The sequence below is a fragment of the Xenorhabdus littoralis genome (genome assembly GCF_033949345.1).
In the GTDB taxonomy this organism is placed as follows: domain Bacteria; phylum Pseudomonadota; class Gammaproteobacteria; order Enterobacterales; family Enterobacteriaceae; genus Xenorhabdus; species Xenorhabdus littoralis.
In genome coordinates this window covers 1-20,386 of sequence record NZ_VCDP01000109.1, presented here as the reverse complement: position 1 = coordinate 20,386, position 20,386 = coordinate 1, and the positions used below count along the sequence as shown (strand labels likewise).

The following is a 20,386-nucleotide window of genomic DNA, read 5'->3' as shown; positions in this document are numbered from 1 at the left end:
GTCTGATTTTGGCGGAATATCGACCTGTCAGCAGAATTTGAACGAGAATTCAGGCAAAAATAAGGATGGCAGGAACAGCAACGGTTTGACCCACCCTACCCAACCGCTAATATCCTTTCCTACAACAACGATCTATCGCCTGTCAGGATCGCCGCCGGGCGGCAAACGTCCAGAGCACAACCGGGGGCGTCCATATATGGCTTTACGGCCGATTTGAACTACGAATTACTCAGTGCAACCTTCCGAAACAGGCCATTGACTGACATTTAGTTTGATTTATGAACGAATTTCAAGTCTGGTTTTCAACTCACTGCCTTAAAACAGGCCGATGCAGTAAAAAAGGAGAAATCACACCACGTCACGATTAATGAGGCGTTCATCCTGACTGAGATCAGGCACTGAACGGGGAGTACAGTTCAAAAACGTGATGATGGCTTGGGTGAGTGGCTGAGAAAATTGATTGCCCGATGTGGATTCATGAAGGCGACAGTCGCACTGGCTAACAAACTGGTCCGTATTATCTGGCGCATTTTGAAGGATAATGTTGATTTTATTATGAAGAAAGCCGTGAATTAACAGGTTGAAAAAGACGTTTTATTGAGTTTGCAAACACTGATGAGAAAACGGCTATCGTCCCTGTAATAGCCTGCAGTTGACCAAGGTAGTGACATACCTATGTTGTGATAAGGAAACAGGGGGCGGATGACATCATGGCGCGGGTGATTTAGCCCACAGTGACGCCGGATATATTGCTTTTTTGCTTTAAAATGGCGCAAAAGTAATACCGAAAAATAAATTAAATATATTAAATCAGTTATAATTATTTTCGATTTCGAATCCGGTCCAAAATTTTAAAACATACTGGTTAAGCAGTTTTCAGTAAAAATAGATTTAACAGGTGATTAGCTTAATGGATACTTAAAGTTAAAAGTAACTCATAAAGATTTAAATCAGCCTTTATTGCCCAACACATCAATTTATATGTACAGGCTTCCCCTGTACTTTACGCACTATCTGAATCAATCAGACATTCTTTTTCCTGTTAAAAGATGAAATCCCAAAAATAAAACACAATAACGAAAGAAAAGAAGCAAGCATAAGAATCGAGTAAACAACAGCCCCTGAGTAAAGACTAAGAATATAACCTGTTATCAATGGGTTTAGCGCCCCACCAACATCTTCAAGATTCTGAATTGTGAAATATTTTGCTTTATTATTAGGAGGAGCAATCATATCTATCACTCTATATTGTAAAGGCATAAATATTATCTCACCAAAAGAAAAAATAATTATTCCCAAAAACCAGACATAAAGATTATCTTTAGCAAAACTAAAAAATAACAAACCTAAAACTAAAAATATAGCTCCAATCATAAATCCAACAATCTGTTTTCTTTTGCTAATATATACTCCGGTTATATATTGGAATAGAATAACTGTAGTAGCATTAGTCGATATAAGCAGAGATATGATATTCTGCGTAGTAAATGAGTCAAATTCCGTTATTAATATCTGTGAGATACAACTGACAAACTTGCCAAAGACAAAAGAACCTAATAGCGTGCCAATCGTGAATATAATAAGCAGATTATCTGGTTTTAATTTTATTGTACTGATATTTTCTCTATGAGATTTTTCCTGCTCCCCTACATTATTATTAACAAACCTTAATTTCACAATCAATAACAATGAGATAAATCCAGATAAGGATGAGATATAAAATGTTAATGCCATAGATATTTTAGCAAGAAAGATTCCTAATAAAGGCCCGACAATCCATCCAATATTTACAAACGTATAATTCAATGAAAAATGTTTTGTTTTATCTTTATCTGAGAAGTTATTAGATATAAAACATTTTATGATAATAGAATAAACTGCATAAGAACAATGAACAAATGAAAATCCGATTATAAAAACAAGTATGGATGATGAATTACCTATCAGTAAAAAAGAGATGGAAAAAATAACCAACGAGAAAAATAACAATTTCTTGTGGTTATATTTATCAGCAAGTTTACCAGCAGGAATACTCAGAAACATTCCTATACACATCGCCAATGTCAAGGTTTGGCCTGTTTTCAAAATATCTATATGAAAATTATTGTAGAGATATAAAGGTAGAAACGGAAGTGTAATTCCTCTCCCAATTGTAGCAACTAACGAACTAACCATAACGAATAAAATATTTTTATCTTTATTTTTCATAATTAATGAGTCATTTTTAAACATTAATGACGAAGCTCCAGATTCATTTCTTTTTTAATTATTGAATAAAATTTTTCAAGAGACTTTTCGAGAGTTTCATGATCCTTACAAATCACCTGAACTCTTCCTATGGTTTCATTCGGCGAAACCTTGTGAAGCTCTTCACTGTCTTGTAGTTCTGAATAAATCGGTTCAAAATTATCAAGAACATATTTTTTAAATATTTTAGGAATATACTCACTTTCCTGAATAACATCAAATCGAATAGCAGAGGATACTTGCTCAATTTTCTTTCGTAGAGATATATTATTTAAATTTAATCCATGTCCAACATGTATATTTACAAGCCACTCTGAAATATTATTTTTAGTTAAATTTTGGTAAAGAAGTGGCATGTAACTCCCCATGATTCTTGGATTAACTTCTACCAATATAGGCCCCTCAAGTGTAATCATCAATTCTATATGAAATAATCCATGACTTAATCCTATAGCCTTGACTATATCTAGCGTGTAACTTTCACAAAGCTTCCAGTCTTCTTGACTAATTTTTGCAGGCATATCAATCCTATATTCAATTAACTCATCATGATTGGAGCGTTCCCTACCTGAAATCATGAACACACAGGCTTTTTTTCCATCATGTACAACTTCAGCTGAGACCATTTTTCCACAAAGATATTCTTCAACAATGAAGCCACGTAAATATTGCTCTCTCATTTTTGATTGGGAATTTCTAATTTTATCTTGAATGGACAACCATGCTTCTGATAAAAATTCGGCCTGCTTTACAATAGCAGGCTGGATTAACACAATAAGTGCAATGAGCGCCCCGTATAGGCTTCGATGGGTGTTAATCCATTTAAAACCTTTCTTGGTGTCATATTTAATCTTAATTCTAAATCACTGACATCTTGCTCTGTTAGTGAACCCAAAGCCGTTCCTTTCGGCCATTGACGACGAACTAAACCATTGGTATTTTCATTCGTTCCTCGCTGATAACTGGCATAAGGGCGGGCAAAGTAGATTCGCGCCTTCGTTGATTGACTGACCTTTTCATGCTGGGCGAATTCGCCACCGTTATCCCGTGTTTTTGCAATTAACAATAATCGGCTTTTCCGATCAACCCGTGTGACCAGATAAGCATTCTGACCGTATATCGTATCCCCTTCAAAATCGCCGATGCGAGCACGCTTATCCACAATAGCAGACGTTGACTGATATCCACCCGATTTGGAATGTGGCTCTGGCCAACCTTACGTTTACCGCCTTTCCAGCGCGTTTTACCAAAACGAGGTAATTGTTTGTAAAGAGAGCCCCCCGCGTCACGATCTGCGCGGATACGCCGATAAAGCGTGCTGTGGCTAAGGGCTATCTCCGGACATTCCAGACGCATTCGATAGTGAATATTCTCTGGCGACCAACCCATTGATAATCCCTCAGACAAGATATTTTCATGCCGGGGATGATGTTTTTTAAACTTAAAAGCCCTCTTTTTTCGATTATTCTTCACTATTTCGGCGGACTTAGCACAATATTGTTTATTGTTTGCATTACGTTTGAGTTCACGTGAAATCGTGCTGGAATGGACACCAAGCTCTTCAGCGATCTGATATTGTGGAAAACCCTTGTTATATAGGGCTTGAAGCTGATATCTTTGCTCGGGAGTCAACTGTCGGTACTGTCGGGTTTGTTTATGCATATCAGGCCATGATTTCAGGTGTGAGAGCCATGAAATGTATCACAGTTGACTCACTCCTTTTAGTATCCCGCCGATTGCACTTAATATGTTAATCCAGCTAGCTCGTATTGCGGAGCCAGTATGGCTGACTCCGCATGTTTTATCAGATCCTTACTTTCTATTCATCATCAGAATTGCCACTTAAAACCAACGTTCATACTATTGTCCTGATGACTGCTGCTAAGCAACCCACTGTATCCAAGAGTAAATGATACGTTATTACCCGCGTTCATTTCGGCATTGGCTTTCAGCACCAATCCATCACGGGACACAGGCACGCTGCGAGTCACAAAAGTCACGTCGCTGCCACGGAATGCCAAACTTGTAGCACGATCACGTTTGCCATATTGGTGCTGCCATCCCAATTCTCCATTCAAAGCAACGGAAGAACCCCATGAAGTCTGCCAGTTGTGATTAGCCCGTAGTCCCAGTGTGGAGAGGGTCGCTTCTGTAGACTGTTTGTTGCCGTGAAGTGCCGCTGCACCACCGTCTTCATTAATGTTGTCATTGCGGAAATTGACATAGGCCAGATTGGCAAATGGTTCCAGATTCACCGTTCCCACGGGCAGATGATACGCAAGTTCAGTAGATAACTGTGCAGTTCGCCCACTATATTTCGCGTTCTCATCGTCACGCTGATTGTCATAACTGATAAAGCGCTTGGTCTCAATCCGATGCCACGTAAACCCGCCGTTGCTGCGCAAAGCCAGATCACCAAACTGACGATCACCATAAAGAGCGAGATGATAGTTATTACTGTCAGCGGTATTATTGTTACTGCCATCCAGTGAAGTTCGGGTGTAACCCGTAGCGATACCGATACGGCTGTAATCATCGATGAGAGAATCCGCACCAAGGAATACACCATAGTTGGAAGCCTGATATCCCGTGGCGTTTTGAGTGCCGGAAGCATGGCTCCATGCGCCAAGCAACCGCACCCATGCACCATTTTCGTCGCCACGGATATCAGATGATGATGAACGGCCTTCAGCCTGACTCAAACGACTATTCAATGTGTCGCGCAGATAACGGCTGTCATTGACCAGCAAAGAGGCGATATCGGCATGGAGCTGCCCATCAAGCTGACGGAATGCATATCTCGCCTGTTCCGCAGTACTGCTGGTCAAAATGCTTTCGTAGACCGGATTTCCTGTACTCAGGGTATCAGCAGCCACAGCCACAGCACGTTCTTTCTGTGTTTTCGCTATATTCGCAAAAGCTGTTTCATTGCGTCCCACATGGAGGGTTACATTACTGGGATGGTAAGATAATCTGGTGCCAAGGAAAAGGTAATTTGGAACAACATCATCAAAGCGGCCATTGATGTTTTGTTTTGAATTCAAGATATTGTACTGCTGACCAGCCAAACTTCTTGTCTCTTTAAGGGAAAGCAGATTACTCGAGTTCTCAAGGGAAACAGCAACTTCTCCGCCATTAAGCTGTGCGCTCTTGGCTGCCTGAATACGATCACTACGCCCATCCGCAGCGATTTCAACGGCATAACGGGAGCCGGGTTCAAAAGTCACGTTTTCAGTCACGTTAAGCGTACCGATGGAGTTACCCGGAGCAACCGTTCCGCCACGCTGTACTTTCAATTCACCAACTGTACCATTCCCCCCAAGAACGCCACTTTCCTGTACTGAAACAGAAGAAGAAACGCTGCCACTCACATTCAACAGTCCTTGTTTGATTAACGTTGGGCCAGAATAAGTATTCTGACCGCTTAGGGTCAACTTACCGCTGCCTTGTTTAGTCAAACCACCATGACCGTTGATATCGTTGCTCCATTCATCCGACACACACAGACCATAATTACAGATACGTTCAGTCGGTTTTCCTTTATCGAGCACGGCACCTATTCCCGGAATATCGGCAATAAACTGACCATTGCCGTAGGCCACTCCATCAGGATCAGGAATACGGAATTTCGCAGGAATATCTTCTGCGGTATAGAACATACCCGGACCATTTATCGCTTTACCGAGGTTAATCAATCCCCAACCGTAAAGTTCATCAATCCCCTTTTCTCCCATATCAGTCGCAGTTGTACGAAGAACAGAGGTTACTTGAGCACCGGTCATATACGGGAATCGCTCCATCAATATGGCGATACTACCGGCAGCATGCGGTGCAGCCATTGAAGTACCGCTATAATGAGCATAACTATTTTTAATGTCATGCATTCCGGTACCTTTAATGATTGAGCTATAAACCTTGCTGCCAGGTGCACTGACACAAAGGCTGGCGGTATAGCCGCATTGGGAGGAAAACTCACTGATGGAGTAAGATATGCTGTTGGTGCTATCCAAATCTTGCTGCAAACTAGCCACTGTTAACCAGTTTGGCGCGATATCTGGCACAAACCAAGCCAGACCAGCGATAGCATCTGGATTATTAAAGTTATAACTATTACCAGCGGCAAAAATCGTTACAATTCCGCTGCGTGTAGCATCAATGGCTCCCTGATATGCACCACCCGGTTTTGTACCCAAAATTGGTTTTATTTCATCAAACTGTTTCTGAGCTTCTGCTAAGGTAAAATGAGCTGCATTCGGATCTTTCCCACCGTCCTCAAGTTCCTTAGCAATACCAATTCCCCAGCTGTTGTTAATAATACGAGCGCCACTATCCATCAGAGCATTCCAACCTGCTTGATAAACACCACCATCATTACCCAATATAATGCCATCTTCAGGGCCGGGATCGCCATTATCTGCGCTGATGATTTGGGCGTTATAAGCCACACCATGCATTTCTTTGCCATCCCTGTTAGCTGCTGCAATGCCCGCAACGTGAACCCCGTGCGCCCCTAGTTTATTGTTTTTATCTGTGGTCGGTGTACCGTCATAAGTGAATTGCTCACCTTTTTTCTTTTTAATGTAGGGGTCGGTATACTCACGTATCCCAGAGGTCACTAAGTGAGTGGCTTTATCTTTTCCCATTAATTCAGGGTGCTTGGCATAAACTGCCTGATCGAATATCCCCAGCTTGATCCCTTTACCGGTATAGCCTCTGGCATAGGCTTCATCAGCATGAATCACACCAAGTCCCCATCCCTTGTTGAATTCATTGGTTCGCCAACTGGAAGAATCGCCCAACCGGCCTTTTTCGACATAGTTTTCCGCATAAGCTCCGGCGCTGGCAGCAGCCAGACAGCAGGCTATGGCGTGGCACAATATACGTGGTTTTGTTTTGACTGATAAACGAGCGGTAACCGGAATACCTTGAGGAATTATGTATTGTTTCTTCATCTTCATTATCATCCATTGTTGATTTGCAAAAATACCCGTTATTCTGTTTTTTTATTGTGTAGGTGAATTGAAACCAACAAGGTGAGCGATAGATTTTCAAAAAGCAGAAGCAAACTAAAAAAGAATGCTGATTTTTAAATCATCACTTTCCTCCACCTAAACACTCCATAAATTTACACATTTTATTAACCTTTATTTGTATATAGTTTAAATAATGCATAACAAATAATGTCATTCTGAAAAAACTGATGTGGCCCCAGCCAGTAACCAACTTAGACGAGAAATCAGGGAAGAACTGGGTGACGCTCTGGAGATAATGGAGGTGAAACCCTGGGCTTTTCGTGATGATGTCCGGGTTAAAACGTATTCGGATGGCACCACCGAAGAAATTTACATGATTTACCTCATCTTTGATTGTATCAGTGCCAACCGAGACATTACGTTCAACGAGGAATTTCAGGAAATTGCTTGGGTGTCATCTGAAGCCATGAAAGACATGGATTTGAATGAAGCAACACGGATTACCTTTACCAAGAAAGGGGTAATCTGACAAATCCCGTCAGACCATCCCTGCCGTTCATGGTGGGGATAGATCAAACGGATCTAACTGTCATTTTCAGAAGGCAATTACACAAATTCAGGTACAGGGTCAGTATCGTTTGTTGTTTTACGCAAGCAGTTAGTGCAAATGATAACAAGATAAGAGCCGATCTCTGCATTTTCATGTTTTTTGATTCCGTGTAAATATAGTTAGCTATACTTTGCTCAGTAAACAAATAATATTCAATAAATAACTCTTATTGAAAAAAAACAAAAAAAATCATAAACACTAAATAACAACGAGATAAAAAAATACTATTTTTAAATCACAAGAAAAATATATCACTCATAATCTCGAATAAAAAATTAATCCCATTTAAGTTAGGTTTATTATTCTTCTAAAAAAATATGCCAAATTACCACATGAAATATAATTGGTTTTCAGGCCACATTATTTTCAAGCAAGATAAACCCATCAATGTTTATTATATAAATGGAAAGATTATGAAATTAAAATATAAATATCTTAGCTCAGGAATAATTATAGCAACTTCAGTACTGACATTAACTCCAACAATATCAGTGGCAAATGTAGTTGAAACATCATATAAGCAACCCATAAAGACATTATCAATACAGCAAGAAAACACAAGATTACCTTATGTACTAACTCATGGTGACGCTAACGGAGGTAACGGATCACCAGGAGGAAACGGGGGTAATGGTAATAATTCACCTGGTGGTAAAGGCGGTGATGGTGGTAATGGTGGTAACAATGGAAGTGGCAATGGAAATGGAAGCGACAATGGAAGTAGTAATGGAAGTAGTAATGGAAGTAGTAATGGAAGTAGTAATGGAAGTGGCAATGGAAACGGAAACGGAAATGGAAATGGAAATGGAAATGGAAAAGTGTAAGTAAAGAATAACGCAGCTTATTATTCAGTTATATAAGTTGCGTTATTTTAACATTTATAAAAACCATATATTAATGGGATAAACAAAATGAAACTAAGTACAGTAATAATATTTACATCTATATTAAGTTTTCCTTTTTTATCATTACATGCTGAATCTAAAAATAAACTCAATGAAGTAAAAACATCTAACTGCAATATATTAAATGGAAAGCCTGGTCAAAATGGTAGAGATGGAATACCTAATAGTAATTGCAGAGATGGAGGCAAAGGTGGAGACGGAAAATCCCCTGGACAATCAGGCGGTAATGGTGGTAACGGTGCACCTGGTGGCGGTAACGGCGGTAATGGTGGTAACGGTGCACCTGGTGGCGGTAACGGTGGCAATGGTGGTGATGGTGCACTTGGTGGTGGTAACGGTGGTGATGGTAATGCTAACGGGGGTAATGGTGGCAGAGGAGCAGATGGGCTATGAATAATTTAAAATCATTATTCTTAATTCTCATTCCATTACTTATATCAACAATGTCATATGCGTCAAGTACACCATTAACAAAACAATTCTCTGACATTCAGAACTATGTCCTTATTTCAGATGGAGGTCATGGTAATGGAGGACATGGAGGAAACGGCGGAAACGACTCCAACGGCGGAAACGGCGGAAACGGAGGTAAAGATACTCATGGAGGTAACGGTGGTAACGGAGGAAACGGAGGTACAGGCCACAATTCTCATGGAGGTGATGGAGGAAAAGGTGGTGATAGTGGCGGAGATTCTCACTCCTCTGGTGGTAGTGGTAGTCATGGCGGCGACGGTGGTAACGGTAATAATTCACCTGGTGGTAAAGGCGGTGATGGTGGTAATGGAGGGAACAACGCATGTTAAATAAAAATAATTCACTGTTATCAAGCATATTTTCTTTATTTATTCTATCAACCTCTATATTTATTTACACCTATTCAATCATATTACCTATAACAGCTTATGCAGAGCAAGGACATAGAGGTGATGGCGGCAAAGGCGGAGATGCTGGCAAAGGAAGCAATGGCAATGGAGGAAATGGTGGAAATGGAAGTAAGAATGGGGGTAATGGAGGTAACGGGGGTAATGGAGATGGCACTGGAAATGGGGGTAATGGTGGCAACGCTGGTAAAGGTGGTAAAGGAGGAAGAGGTGGTAAAGGAGGTTCAAACGGCGGACATGATGGATACAACGGCAAGGATGGATATTTATAAATATTAATAAAAAAATCCCGTATTAATTGCGGGATTTTATAATAATAGAGATACGATACTTATTACACGCCAGGTTTCAATATGGAAATTGCTCTAGTGATATTATCAATAGTATCTGAATAGTCAGAAGGCGTAAATTTTGAATCGTTCATTAGTCTAAAATCATCTAATGCAGATAACAACTCTGTTAATGAATCCCAACCAGTAACCAATTGACATATTTCAGATGCTGAAAAAATATTTATGACCCTGTGTCTGAATTTGTGTAATTGCCTATTTTTGGTATGTTTAATTTATCAACTAAAACAGGTGAAAAGATGGACGAAAAACAATTGCAAGTTCTGGCCACTGAGCTGGCTAAAAATCTAAGACTGAGACTCCCTCCTCTCGCTCCCCGGCTATACTGGATTGAGGTCGTCTGAACTTGATAATTATTCGTAATATCTATGATGGGTGTGCCCAGAATAGCAATATTTTCCCACGATAATTCACTGCCAGCATCATTCCCTTACCCCCTTCAAAAGCATCCGCTCGAGAATAGCTTATATCCAATGGGGATAGAAATTCAGGCCCTGGAAGATTGTGGTCTGCGCTATCGATAACTCTAACAGCGATATGTATTTCATCGCTTTCATAATCTTGATCTATACTACCGCACCTTTTGTAACAAATTTAAAAATCAATGGAACGCTTTCTCGAAAATGCTATGTACACCTCCCGCTGGCTACTTGCGCCAGTTTATTTCGGTTTATCATTGGCGCTGCTTGCTCTTGCAATTAAATTCTTTCAGGAAATCCTGCATATCCTGCCCCATATCTTTTCCGTTACAGAATCTGACTTGATCCTGACTCTGCTTTCTCTGATCGATATGGCGCTGGTTGGTGGACTGCTGGTGATGGTGATGTTTTCCGGTTATGAAAACTTCGTCTCAAGTCTGGATATTCACGAAAGTAAGGAGAAGCTGAGCTGGTTGGGGAAAATGGATGCCACTTCGCTCAAAAACAAAGTCGCAGCCTCAATTGTTGCTATTTCTTCCATTCACCTTCTACGCATCTTTATGGATGCCAAAAACGTGCCTGACAATAAACTAATGTGGTATGTCATTATCCATCTCACCTTCGTGTTGTCTGCATTTATGATGGGATATCTTGATAAGATGACTCGCCACGCTCATTAAGTTATCAATAGTTATCAATCAAGCTAACAATCATCGCCCTGATGCCAGTTAAACTCAACTGGCTGGCATTACGGGAGTTTCCGCTTTGGTGAATCCAGATTCGTCGTTTCTTTCAGCAAAGTCTCAATAAACCTGTCCACCACCATTTCAACCACCTCACTTCTGGTTGTCTCTAACCGATTGGCCAGACCGTCAATTTTTCTAATGACGGACATACGCAGGGAAAGGGAAACCGGCTTTTTCTTCTCTTTATCCAAGAAAACATGGCTGGTGGCTTCTTCTGCTTTTAAGCTGAGATGCTGGGCAAGCAGTTCTTCGATCGTCCGTACATCCTTCTTGGTCAGCATCCCTTTATCAACTAACTGATAGGTATTCCCTATTTTGCTAAACCGGATATCAGCACAGTAAAGATCTCTCAATTCCCTCAGTGCGCGTGTTAATGTCGGCTCCGAACAATTGAGATCTCCAATGATCCTAACCTTGCTAACGGGTTTGCCATGTGAAAGTAATAAGGTTAATTTGAAACTTCTAAATTGTTTGGGACTGAGCAGCATTTTTTTCTTACCAAGTTGGGGGAATTCCCCCAAACTCTTACTGTTAACGACGAAGATAACGTCCAGAATAGCTTCTATTGCAGGTAAATCAATATTAAAGCAGATTAAAAGCCTCGCAACTCTCTTCACCTATTTCAGGCTCTATACTGCTTCTGGCCCTATACCATAATATCCTGCCCGTTCGAGAATACTCATCGCCCAGCGCTGATGAGTAGCAGGTTCGCACATCGCTCCCTGCGATTTGAAAACCGCCTGCCCCGAGTTGAGAATACGTTGTGCATCAGCATAATCTACTGCACTGACCATCAAAGCTCTCTGGATACATTCAATCTGCCTTGGGTGTATAGCGGTTTTTCCCACCAGACCGTGAGCAATATCCAACGCCAGCTCTTTCTCAAGTAATTTCAGGTCATCAATATGCTCGCAAACAGGCGCTGTCATAGCGAATCCTCTCGCACTAAAAACAGTGACAAGCATTTTAATGACATATCCCATTGGCCCATCATAAAGAGTGAAATCACGGGAGCGCCGCAGGGATATCACATTCATCAGATCATTGCCTCCGATACGAAGGGCAATAATGTGCTCCTTGATAGGATGATTTTTGAGAGTGTCAGCAAGCCTATTCATTTTCTGGATATCAAAGACATCTTCAGTCTCCAGTGTTGGCATAATACAAAGATGGGTTGTTCCGATAATCTCCCACCAGCCGGACAGCGAAGCCTGAGTAAATTTGGGTAAAACCAATCCATCAATAACATTGAGGTTAGCATTATCGACCAAATATCTCGCCATCATCTCATTACGCGGGCGGATAAAAATCAAAGGATGAGAAGCCAATATCCCGGAAGAAACCCTACCAGCTTCTGTCAGTGTTTGCAGAACACGGCTGAGATTCTCGACAGCAGCAGGAATATCCTGCTCACTGACGGCATCCTCCAGACAAATGACCAGAGAGCGCAGATCAGGAATTTTATTCTGTAACACAATCTCTGCAATATTTTGACGCGTGGCCGGTATATACAGAGTTGCACCGAGTTGATGTGGAGAAGGAACCCGTTTCATCAGGCTACCTTCTTAATGATAGTCACTGCACGATATTGACCAATCAGATCACCGACTTCTGTAATGACAATGTTTTTCTGGCGAGCCAGATGAACCAATAGGGCAACATCAGGATCATCCTGAGAGCGCACAAGTACGTGTTCAGGTACACGCCGTAATACGGCACGGGTTGCTTCAGCAATACCGGGCTTGATGCGGTTAATACTGTCAATCTGATACTTTTCAGCAAGATCGGAAACGACTGCTTTACTCAATTGCAGTAAATATTGCTTTTCCCCGGGATGCCAGACAGCCTCTGGTACGGCATTCAGATCCAACCGATCACGGCAATCAGCAACGCTATCCACCAGCAGCCGACTGCATTCAAATTCAATCAGGTGATCGCATTTCACACAACCGTGCAGCCCTTCTTCGCTCCAGATCGAGCGGGATATCATACCCGATACAGGGGCTCCCATAATGCCAAAAGGGATCAACCAATCATCATCACTGGCGGCCAGCCACGAACAGCCGCAGGGATCTGCCAATACGACCAGACGAGGAATACCAGAATAACCTGCCCGTCCCGCCAAAGAACGCGACAGTTCTGTGGTAATCGCGCCTTTACCTGTCCAGCCATCGACAAACACCAGTCCGTCAGTGCCATGTTGCTGTTCAATATATGATAACGCGGTATTGTCGATCCCCCGATCCCGGATAATACTGATACCATAATGATAAGAACGCTTGCCCATTTTTCTGAGCGTTTGGTGCAACATGACTCCCAAAGGAACACCGGCCCTGACCAGACTCACCAACACAATCGGTTCATCCCCAAAGCGTGATATCAATGCCTTGGCGAGCATGACAACCTCCGTTGCCAGCCTCCCCGCCCCTTGTTCAAGCGCTTGCTCAAACAGCTCAAGATGATAAGGCGTCGGCTCCGGCTCCTGACTCAACATATCCGAATAATGGCGTTTGCCGGACTGGATCAACTGCTCTTTGACATCGACAGGTGTCATCTCAATTTGAACGGGTTTTAGCAGAAATTGCACATCATCAGAGGCATAACTCCCAGAAAAACGAGGAAAGTTATTCATTACTTACAACTCCAAATAAAGCAGTCATTAATGTGTCAGTAAACTGGCTGTGCTGAGGCATACCAAACCAATTGCACAGTTGCATAAAGCGATAGTCACTCAGACTATCCCCCAGACCAATGACAGGAAAAACACCTCTCTCGGCGCGAAGCCTTTGCAAAAGGTGGCGAGTTGCCAGTCCCTTGTCAACACACTTCGGCAGCAAAGTAAGGTTGTTATTGTTTTTATGGATATAAAAATTTTGATGGAGAGGGAAATCACTTTCCTGAATCAACGCCTCAGCCAATATATCAAGCTCATTCAGCCTATCGTGATTCCGATGCTTAATGATCAAGAAAACAGGGATATCACCATACTCATAATCGAGACGAACCCGGGCATCTATGCCGTGAGAATCTATGCCATGAGACGCAATCAGGCGATTGCTCAATGCTTCCAGCGCCCGCAGTTGATCCCGGTACAGCGCCAGTTCCGCCAACATATGTGATTGCCAGTATTCATCAACCAAACCTTCTGGCGTCAGGATCACCGCACCATGTGAAACAATCTGCCAGGAATGGAAAGGAAGCTGTACACGGCTGAGTTGTTCTGTATTTCTGGCGGTGACGGGAATAACCTCCGCGTGAGCCAACAGCCAATCAACCAATATGGACTGCTCTTCGGTCATATGGCTGTGAGGTAAATTCTTTCTATCCAGAGCACCCACACGCAAAGACGATACGTCTGATGTATTCCCCATTTTTCGCCGTGATTGAAATAGCGTGTCATCAAGGTCGGTCAAAAAAACAGGCTTAATCATAAGAGACGATCTCAACCAACGGGGATACGCAGGTAAGCTGTGCTATCAATGCCGGATCAACCGACATTTTAGGTGTTTCAAGACAAAGCAATATACGGTCAAACTTCTGGTGCGCGACATTATAAATAAAATTAGGGATGCCAAGCCCGTAATTGTCTGTAAAAGCCATCACAGACTGAATCGCATGACCACAAGATATAGGCGAGCGGGTTGTTGAGCTGAACATGACCAAAGCACCTTCTTGCTCAAGTCTTTCAGCCAGCAGGAACGGCTGCCAGACAAATTCACCGGAACCCAGTACCAGCACTTTTTCGCCTGACTTGACGTGAATATCAGTACCGATATCACATTGGATCTCATCCAGACCCAAGCGTCCCCAATTTTGCTGGCCGATAATGCCGATTTCTCCCCGGGCCGTCACATTCACCTTAGGCATCACCGGAACAGGCGCTGAAATATCGGCATCCCACTGCCAATTGCCCTCAATCAGAGAAACCGAAGAAACCGGCAACGGACTGCGTTTCACAACTGCCTCACCACTCCAGTCCGTCAATGTGACCGTGACGATATGCTCAATATGCTTGAGCCCTGCATTGCGCAGCGCATCCAACAAGTTAAGGAATGTATTACCGGTTGTTGCTTCATCATCTATTAAAACCAAAGTACGGGCTTCAATGACCTGCTGGCATAACCGCCTGTCTTCCGGCCAGTAAATCAGGTGATCCGTTGCGTGACTGTGATTCTCCTTAAATTCACACATTAAATCACCATCAACAGGATGGCGTGTCGAAGTCAGAAATACAGGGGCATCAACCTTGTCCCGTGTTTCCTGAAATACACCTGCCGCCAGCCCGACCGCCGTTTCTGCCATGCCAATATACAGGACAGGGCCGGGAAGATTCGTTGGGAACCGCTCCGATAATTGCCGATAGACCGAACGCATGATCGATGGACTGACAGGAATATGTCGCCCCAATACCTTGCTGACAAATAAAAATGCCCTTTTGGGATTACGGCGTTCGGCAACATCAAACAACGTTTCCAGAGATGCCGAGCTACGGGATGCTGTCACTGTCAGCGTCCCGCTATTCAACTTCCTTTGATAAATCTGCGTGTCATTCAATGCTGTCATAATGATGCCTTTTAAAAAAATTCAGACTGTCCGGGATGATTGCCAGAAGCCGTAAAAATCGTCGACAAACAATAATTCGTCTATAAACAACAATTCGTCTACAAACAAGAAGACTTTTATAAACCAAATTTCGCCATTCAATCAGAAACAATTGTTAAATAGCCAGCAGTCAGCATCGCCATATTCAATATCCATTCAGAATCCGATGAAATATGCATCGCAGTCTAGAGTTGAGAGTAAGTTTATGTCAATCATATTATGATTTTTTAGCGCAAAATTTGTTTGACTTTTTCACGCGAAAAAGAAATCATAAAAAAACTAAGCAAGATGATTTTTTATCATACAGTTAGCAACCAGACATACTGTTTATGGGAATCATAATATGACAAATTTCAGCTATCTCTTTGTCATATTATGATTTTTTAATCCGTGAAATTACCGTGATTCACCGACAAACAGAATAGAGGTGTCATTAATGGTTTCGTTAAACAAAAATCAGTCAGTTTCACTCGCCAAACAGAGTGCTTCACTGGCTAAAGTTGATTTTGGTCTGGGATGGGATCCCGTGACAAAAAAGAAAGGCTTCTTAGCAAGTTTATTCGGTGGTGGCAGTGATGAGATTGATCTGGATGCAAGCTGCATTCTGCTTGATAAATCCGGCAATGCCATCGATACGGTATGGTTCGGCCAACTGAAATCAAAATGTGGCTCTGTACAACATACCGGTGACAATCTGACCGGCGAAGGCGATGGGGATGATGAAATTATCCGCGTCAACCTGATCAAACTTCCCGTCAGTGTTGAGTATCTGGCTTTTACCGTTAACAGTTTCCGGGGCCAGACTTTCAATGATGTTGAAAATGCCTTCTGCCGTGTTGTTGACCAGAGTGGCAAAGAGCTGGCCCGTTATCAACTGAACGAACAAGGTGCCCATACCGGCATCATCATCTCTTCCCTGCGCCGTAATGAAGGTCTGTGGGATTTCACGGCACATGGCGTTCCTTGCCTCGGTCGTACCATTGACTCAATGCATCCGCAGATCGTTGAAACGGTGGTGCGCTAATGAATCTGATTCCGGGGGGCAATGCCCCCGTTTCTAACCAGACACTCACTGTACGGGTTCTGTCGGGTTCAGCCGTTGATGTTTCAGCTTTTCGCCTGTACGCAGATGGCAAAGTGAAAGGCGATCCTGACATGGTGTTCTACGGTCAGCCCGTTAATAATGACAACACTATTCGTCTGGCTGGCGGCAACATCAATACCTCATTCTTCGTCAACCTGCCCGCGCTGGGTCAGGATGTCCAGAAAGTGGCATTCACCGCAACCTGTGACAGCAGTCAAACTATCTCCAGCCTGCGTAGTCTCAGCATTCGGGTCGAACTGAACAGCAGTGTGATCCTGCAAGGTGATGTTGAAATCCAAGGGCGCTCAGAAGCGGCCTTAATCCTCGGTGAACTGTATCGCCGTAATGGCGAGTGGAAATTCCGCTTTATTGCTCAGGGTTTTAATGGTGGCCTTAAGCCGTTGGCTGAGCATTTTGGCATGGATATCATTGATGATGCACCCGCTTCAACGCCAGCTCCCGCACCAGTTCCTACACCAGCTCCGGCACCGTCCAGCATCAATCTGAGCAAGGTTTCCCTGACCAAAGAAAAACCAGCCATCAGCCTGAGCAAGCGCGATAACTACGGTGAGATCCGCGTTAACCTGAACTGGAATCAGACATCTTCCCCGCCAAAAGGCGTTTTGCAGGGCTTATTCGGTTCAGGCAACAAAGGCGTGGATCTGGATCTCGGGGCATTCGTCCGGCTGCGCGATGGGGATCTTGATGTGATACAGGCATTAGGGAATGGCTTTGGTCATTACCAGTACGCACCGTATGTACAGTTACAGGGCGATGATCGTACCGGTAACGTGAGTAGCGGCAAATGGCTTCATATCAATGGTCATGAGTGGAAAAACATCAGTGAAGTTTTGATCTACGCCTTTATTTACGAAGGTGTGCCTAGCTGGGACAAGACTGATGGTGCCGTCACAATCCATGTTCCTGAGCAGCCCCCGATTGAAACCCGTCTGACAGAAGGCCAGAACAACAAAGGAATGTGTGCCGTTGCCCGTCTCGTCAATGAAAACGGTGCCATCAAAGTAGAACGCATCAATCAATACTTCAAAGGGCACAAAGAGATGGACAGGGCATTTGGATGGGGCTTTAACTGGACATCCGGCAGGAAATAACACGCTGTTTTTATACAAGCATTTTTAAACAATATGTTTTTAATAAACAATACGTTTTTAAACAATGCGTTTTTACACAATACGTTTTTATATAATTGGAGGGACTTATGTCCTTTTTAAACAAAATCAAGTCAGCGTTCAACGCAGGACGTGAAGAACTGACCAATCAGGTTGGTCGTTTCAAAAACAGAAAATTCATGGAAGGCACAGTTGCAGTATGTGCACACGTTGCCATGGCAAGCGACGGAGTCAGTTCAGAAGAGAAACAGAAGATGATCGGGTTCATCAAAAGCTCTCCGGAACTGAACGTGTTCGATACCACCGAGATTATCGAATTCTTCAACAAGCTGGTCAGCAGTTACGAATTTGATGCGGATATCGGCAAAGGTGAAGCCATGAAATTCATCATGGCACTGAAACAACAGCCGGAAGCGGCGCAGCTTGCTTTGCGCGTAGGGATCGCAGTCGCCAAGAGTGATGGTGATTTTGATAACAACGAAAAAAATGCTGCCCGTGAAATTTGCACAGCCCTTGGCTTTGCTCCGGCTGATTTCGAACTGTAATCGCAGATAATTTAAGAGGCTTACTTCATGGTATCCACGCACATTGGTTTTCCGATGGAAACCGTTGCTGTATTTATTCTTCTGTCGGTTGGTGCGCTCTTTATCGACCTCTTTATGCATCGTCATGATAAGCCGGTTTCGCTGCGCAGTGCCGCTCTTTGGTCTATTTTCTGGATCGCGATTGCCTTTGTTTTCGCGGGCTTCCTGTACATTCATCACGGCGCGGAAACCGCCAGCCTGTTTGTCACGGGCTACGCACTGGAAAAAGTCCTTTCTGTCGATAACCTGTTTGTCATCATGGCGATTTTCTCCTGGTTCGCTGTACCAGACCGCTATCGCCATCGGGTTCTGTACTGGGGAATTATCGGCGCTATCGTCTTCCGGGGTATTTTCGTCGCCATCGGGACAAGCCTGTTGTCACTCGGGCCGTGGGTTGAGATAGTATTTGCGGTCATTGTTGGCTGGACAGCAGTCATGATGCTGAAAAGCGGTAGTAGTGACGATGAAATCGAAGACTATTCACAGCATCTGGCCTACCGTCTGGTGAAGCGTTTCTTCCCAATCTGGCCGAAACTGCGTGGTCATGCTTTTATGCTGAGCCAAAAAGAAGTGGATGCAGAGCTGGCTAAACCAGAAAACGCCGAGGTGAAAGCGGGTCGCACAGGCAAAGCGGCACTTTATGCGACACCTTTGATGCTGTGTCTGGCTGTGGTTGAGCTGTCTGACGTGATGTTTGCCTTTGACTCTGTACCTGCGGTTATTGCTGTCAGCCGGGAGCCTTTGATTGTATACAGCGCCATGATGTTTGCTATCTTGGGTCTGCGTACACTCTACTTTGTGCTTGAAGCGTTGAAAAAGTATCTGGTGCATTTGGAAAAAGCGGTCATCGTCCTGCTGTTCTTTATCGCTATCAAACTGGGTCTGAACGCTTCTGAGCACCTGTTCCACCACGGCTATTCAATTTCGGCGACAACCAGCCTGCTTGTGGTGATTGGGGTACTGGCAGCGGGTATTTTTGCCAGCCTGCTGTTCCCACAAAAAGAGAACGCAAGCTAAATCCGGTAAGTTAAATCTATAAAATCTATACCCAATGGATTTCGGGTTACAGCCAACAAAGCTGCGGCTTGGAAGAAAAAGGGTATTAATACAAAACGTAATAAATGAGGAAATAACAATGGGTGTATCTCTTTCTAAAGGCGGTAACGTTTCTCTGAGTAAAGAAGCGCCAACCATGAAAAACGTTCTGATCGGTCTCGGCTGGGATGCCCGCGCGACTGACGGACAGGACTTCGACCTTGACGCATCTGCTTTCCTGTTGGCAGCAAACGGCAAAGTGCGCGGCGATGCTGATTTTATTTTCTACAACAACCTGAAATCGGCTGACGGCTCCATCATGCACACTGGCGACAACCGCACTGGTGAAGGAGACGGCGATGATGAATCACTGAAAATCAAACTGGATCAGATCCCTGCTGACATAGACAAAGTCGTTTTCGTGGTCACTATCCATGATGCACAGACCCGTCACCAGAGCTTCGGTCAGGTTTCCGGTGCATTCATCCGTCTGGTTAACGATGATACCCAAGTTGAAGTCGCTCGCTATGACCTGACAGAAGATGCCTCTACCGAAACCGCTATGCTGTTCGGTGAACTGTATCGCCACAACACAGAATGGAAATTCCGTGCCGTAGGTCAAGGCTACGCGGGTGGTCTGGCTTCTGTTTGTGCACAATATGGTATTAACGCTGCTTAATTTGAGCGTTGCTCAATAATAAAAGTGTCGGTGTGAAGATTTAATTCGGCACACTGAATTTAAAAGCCCTGCTTGGTAAAAGAAGCAGGGCTTTTTTATTTTCTCTCCACTCCTACAGTTAACATTTAGTACCAAACTGTT

Annotated in this window: 21 protein-coding genes and 1 pseudogene; 12 read left to right on the top strand and 10 right to left on the bottom strand. The window is 43.4% G+C overall.

Annotated elements, in window-relative coordinates; translation table 11 throughout:
* The coding region (locus tag FE394_RS17950; protein ID WP_319927700.1) for a hypothetical protein at nucleotides 1-217 on the top strand (217 nt) is incomplete at its 5' end.
* An 806-nt stretch (nucleotides 218-1,023) separates the two neighbouring features.
* Here the strand turns inward: FE394_RS17950 and FE394_RS17940 are convergent.
* The 5 genes from FE394_RS17940 to FE394_RS17920 form a co-directional block, all read right to left on the bottom strand.
* A complete protein-coding gene (locus tag FE394_RS17940; RefSeq protein WP_319927699.1) occupies nucleotides 1,024-2,232 on the bottom strand; it encodes an MFS transporter in 1,209 nt (402 codons plus the stop codon).
* A complete protein-coding gene (locus FE394_RS17935; RefSeq protein ID WP_319927698.1) occupies nucleotides 2,232-3,020 on the bottom strand; it encodes an ATP-grasp domain-containing protein in 789 nt (262 codons plus the stop codon). The genes FE394_RS17940 and FE394_RS17935 overlap by 1 nt, the downstream gene beginning before the upstream one ends.
* Nucleotides 3,014-3,313 (bottom strand): IS30 family transposase, encoded by a 300-nt coding sequence (locus tag FE394_RS17930; protein ID WP_319927697.1) that lies wholly within the window; start codon nucleotides 3,311-3,313, stop codon nucleotides 3,014-3,016. The genes FE394_RS17935 and FE394_RS17930 overlap by 7 nt, the downstream gene beginning before the upstream one ends.
* On the bottom strand, nucleotides 3,307-3,909 hold the full coding sequence (locus tag FE394_RS17925; RefSeq protein ID WP_319927696.1) for a helix-turn-helix domain-containing protein: 603 nt from the start codon (nucleotides 3,907-3,909) through the stop codon (nucleotides 3,307-3,309). Before FE394_RS17925 ends, FE394_RS17930 begins: the two co-directional genes overlap by 7 nt.
* 167 nt (nucleotides 3,910-4,076) lie before the next feature.
* Nucleotides 4,077-7,199 carry an autotransporter outer membrane beta-barrel domain-containing protein gene (locus FE394_RS17920; protein ID WP_319927695.1) on the bottom strand — a complete coding sequence of 1,041 codons (3,123 nt, stop codon included), beginning with the start codon at nucleotides 7,197-7,199 and terminating at the stop codon, nucleotides 4,077-4,079.
* Between the two features lie 271 nt (nucleotides 7,200-7,470).
* On the opposite strand from FE394_RS17920, the pseudogene nudI reads away from it, so the two are divergent.
* The 6 genes and pseudogenes from nudI to FE394_RS17890 form a co-directional block, all read left to right on the top strand.
* Nucleotides 7,471-7,749, top strand: a pseudogene (nudI, locus tag FE394_RS17915) (nucleoside triphosphatase NudI); the annotation flags it as partial.
* Between the two features lie 413 nt (nucleotides 7,750-8,162).
* The gene (locus FE394_RS17910; protein WP_319927694.1) at nucleotides 8,163-8,654 is read left to right on the top strand and encodes a hypothetical protein; all 492 of its coding nucleotides are present in this window, start codon (nucleotides 8,163-8,165) and stop codon (nucleotides 8,652-8,654) included.
* Between the two features lie 87 nt (nucleotides 8,655-8,741).
* Entirely contained in the window at nucleotides 8,742-9,128 is a 387-nt protein-coding gene (locus tag FE394_RS17905; RefSeq protein ID WP_319927693.1) for a hypothetical protein, read from the top strand.
* 50 nt (nucleotides 9,129-9,178) lie between these two features.
* Nucleotides 9,179-9,538: a hypothetical protein gene (locus FE394_RS17900; RefSeq protein WP_319927692.1), complete on the top strand. Its 360-nt coding sequence runs from the start codon at nucleotides 9,179-9,181 to the stop codon at nucleotides 9,536-9,538.
* Nucleotides 9,532-9,888, top strand: coding sequence for a hypothetical protein (locus FE394_RS17895; protein ID WP_319927691.1), 357 nt, complete (start codon nucleotides 9,532-9,534; stop codon nucleotides 9,886-9,888). The genes FE394_RS17900 and FE394_RS17895 overlap by 7 nt, the downstream gene beginning before the upstream one ends.
* 682 nt (nucleotides 9,889-10,570) lie before the next feature.
* Nucleotides 10,571-11,065, top strand: a complete 495-nt coding sequence (locus FE394_RS17890; RefSeq protein WP_319927690.1) for a TIGR00645 family protein — start codon at nucleotides 10,571-10,573, stop codon at nucleotides 11,063-11,065.
* Between the two features lie 68 nt (nucleotides 11,066-11,133).
* On the opposite strand, the gene FE394_RS17885 is transcribed toward FE394_RS17890, so the two are convergent.
* The 5 genes from FE394_RS17885 to FE394_RS17865 form a co-directional block, all read right to left on the bottom strand.
* Nucleotides 11,134-11,619, bottom strand: coding sequence for a tellurium resistance protein TerW (locus FE394_RS17885; RefSeq protein ID WP_319927701.1), 486 nt, complete (start codon nucleotides 11,617-11,619; stop codon nucleotides 11,134-11,136).
* A 141-nt stretch (nucleotides 11,620-11,760) separates the two neighbouring features.
* The gene (locus FE394_RS17880) at nucleotides 11,761-12,684 is read right to left on the bottom strand and encodes an HpcH/HpaI aldolase/citrate lyase family protein (RefSeq protein WP_319927689.1); all 924 of its coding nucleotides are present in this window, start codon (nucleotides 12,682-12,684) and stop codon (nucleotides 11,761-11,763) included.
* Nucleotides 12,684-13,763 carry a cysteine protease StiP family protein gene (locus tag FE394_RS17875; RefSeq protein WP_319927688.1) on the bottom strand — a complete coding sequence of 360 codons (1,080 nt, stop codon included), beginning with the start codon at nucleotides 13,761-13,763 and terminating at the stop codon, nucleotides 12,684-12,686. The genes FE394_RS17880 and FE394_RS17875 overlap by 1 nt, the downstream gene beginning before the upstream one ends.
* Entirely contained in the window at nucleotides 13,756-14,562 is an 807-nt protein-coding gene (locus tag FE394_RS17870; protein ID WP_319927687.1) for a hypothetical protein, read from the bottom strand. The genes FE394_RS17875 and FE394_RS17870 overlap by 8 nt, the downstream gene beginning before the upstream one ends.
* Entirely contained in the window at nucleotides 14,555-15,694 is a 1,140-nt protein-coding gene (locus FE394_RS17865) for a phosphoribosyltransferase domain-containing protein (RefSeq protein ID WP_319927686.1), read from the bottom strand. Before FE394_RS17865 ends, FE394_RS17870 begins: the two co-directional genes overlap by 8 nt.
* Nucleotides 15,695-16,169: 475 nt before the next feature.
* On the opposite strand from FE394_RS17865, the gene FE394_RS17860 reads away from it, so the two are divergent.
* The 5 genes from FE394_RS17860 to FE394_RS17840 all read left to right on the top strand — a co-directional run bounded on the left by FE394_RS17860 (nucleotide 16,170) and on the right by FE394_RS17840 (nucleotide 20,245).
* Complete coding sequence (locus FE394_RS17860; protein ID WP_319927685.1) at nucleotides 16,170-16,757, top strand: TerD family protein; 588 nt, start codon at nucleotides 16,170-16,172, stop codon at nucleotides 16,755-16,757.
* Complete coding sequence (locus FE394_RS17855; protein ID WP_319927684.1) at nucleotides 16,757-17,929, top strand: TerD family protein; 1,173 nt, start codon at nucleotides 16,757-16,759, stop codon at nucleotides 17,927-17,929. The genes FE394_RS17860 and FE394_RS17855 overlap by 1 nt, the downstream gene beginning before the upstream one ends.
* Nucleotides 17,930-18,036: 107 nt before the next feature.
* Nucleotides 18,037-18,492, top strand: a complete 456-nt coding sequence (locus FE394_RS17850) for a tellurite resistance TerB family protein (protein WP_319927683.1) — start codon at nucleotides 18,037-18,039, stop codon at nucleotides 18,490-18,492.
* A 27-nt stretch (nucleotides 18,493-18,519) separates the two neighbouring features.
* The gene (locus FE394_RS17845; RefSeq protein ID WP_319927682.1) at nucleotides 18,520-19,548 is read left to right on the top strand and encodes a TerC/Alx family metal homeostasis membrane protein; all 1,029 of its coding nucleotides are present in this window, start codon (nucleotides 18,520-18,522) and stop codon (nucleotides 19,546-19,548) included.
* Between the two features lie 118 nt (nucleotides 19,549-19,666).
* A complete protein-coding gene (locus FE394_RS17840; RefSeq protein ID WP_319927681.1) occupies nucleotides 19,667-20,245 on the top strand; it encodes a TerD family protein in 579 nt (192 codons plus the stop codon).
* Nucleotides 20,246-20,386: the final 141 nt, after the last annotated feature.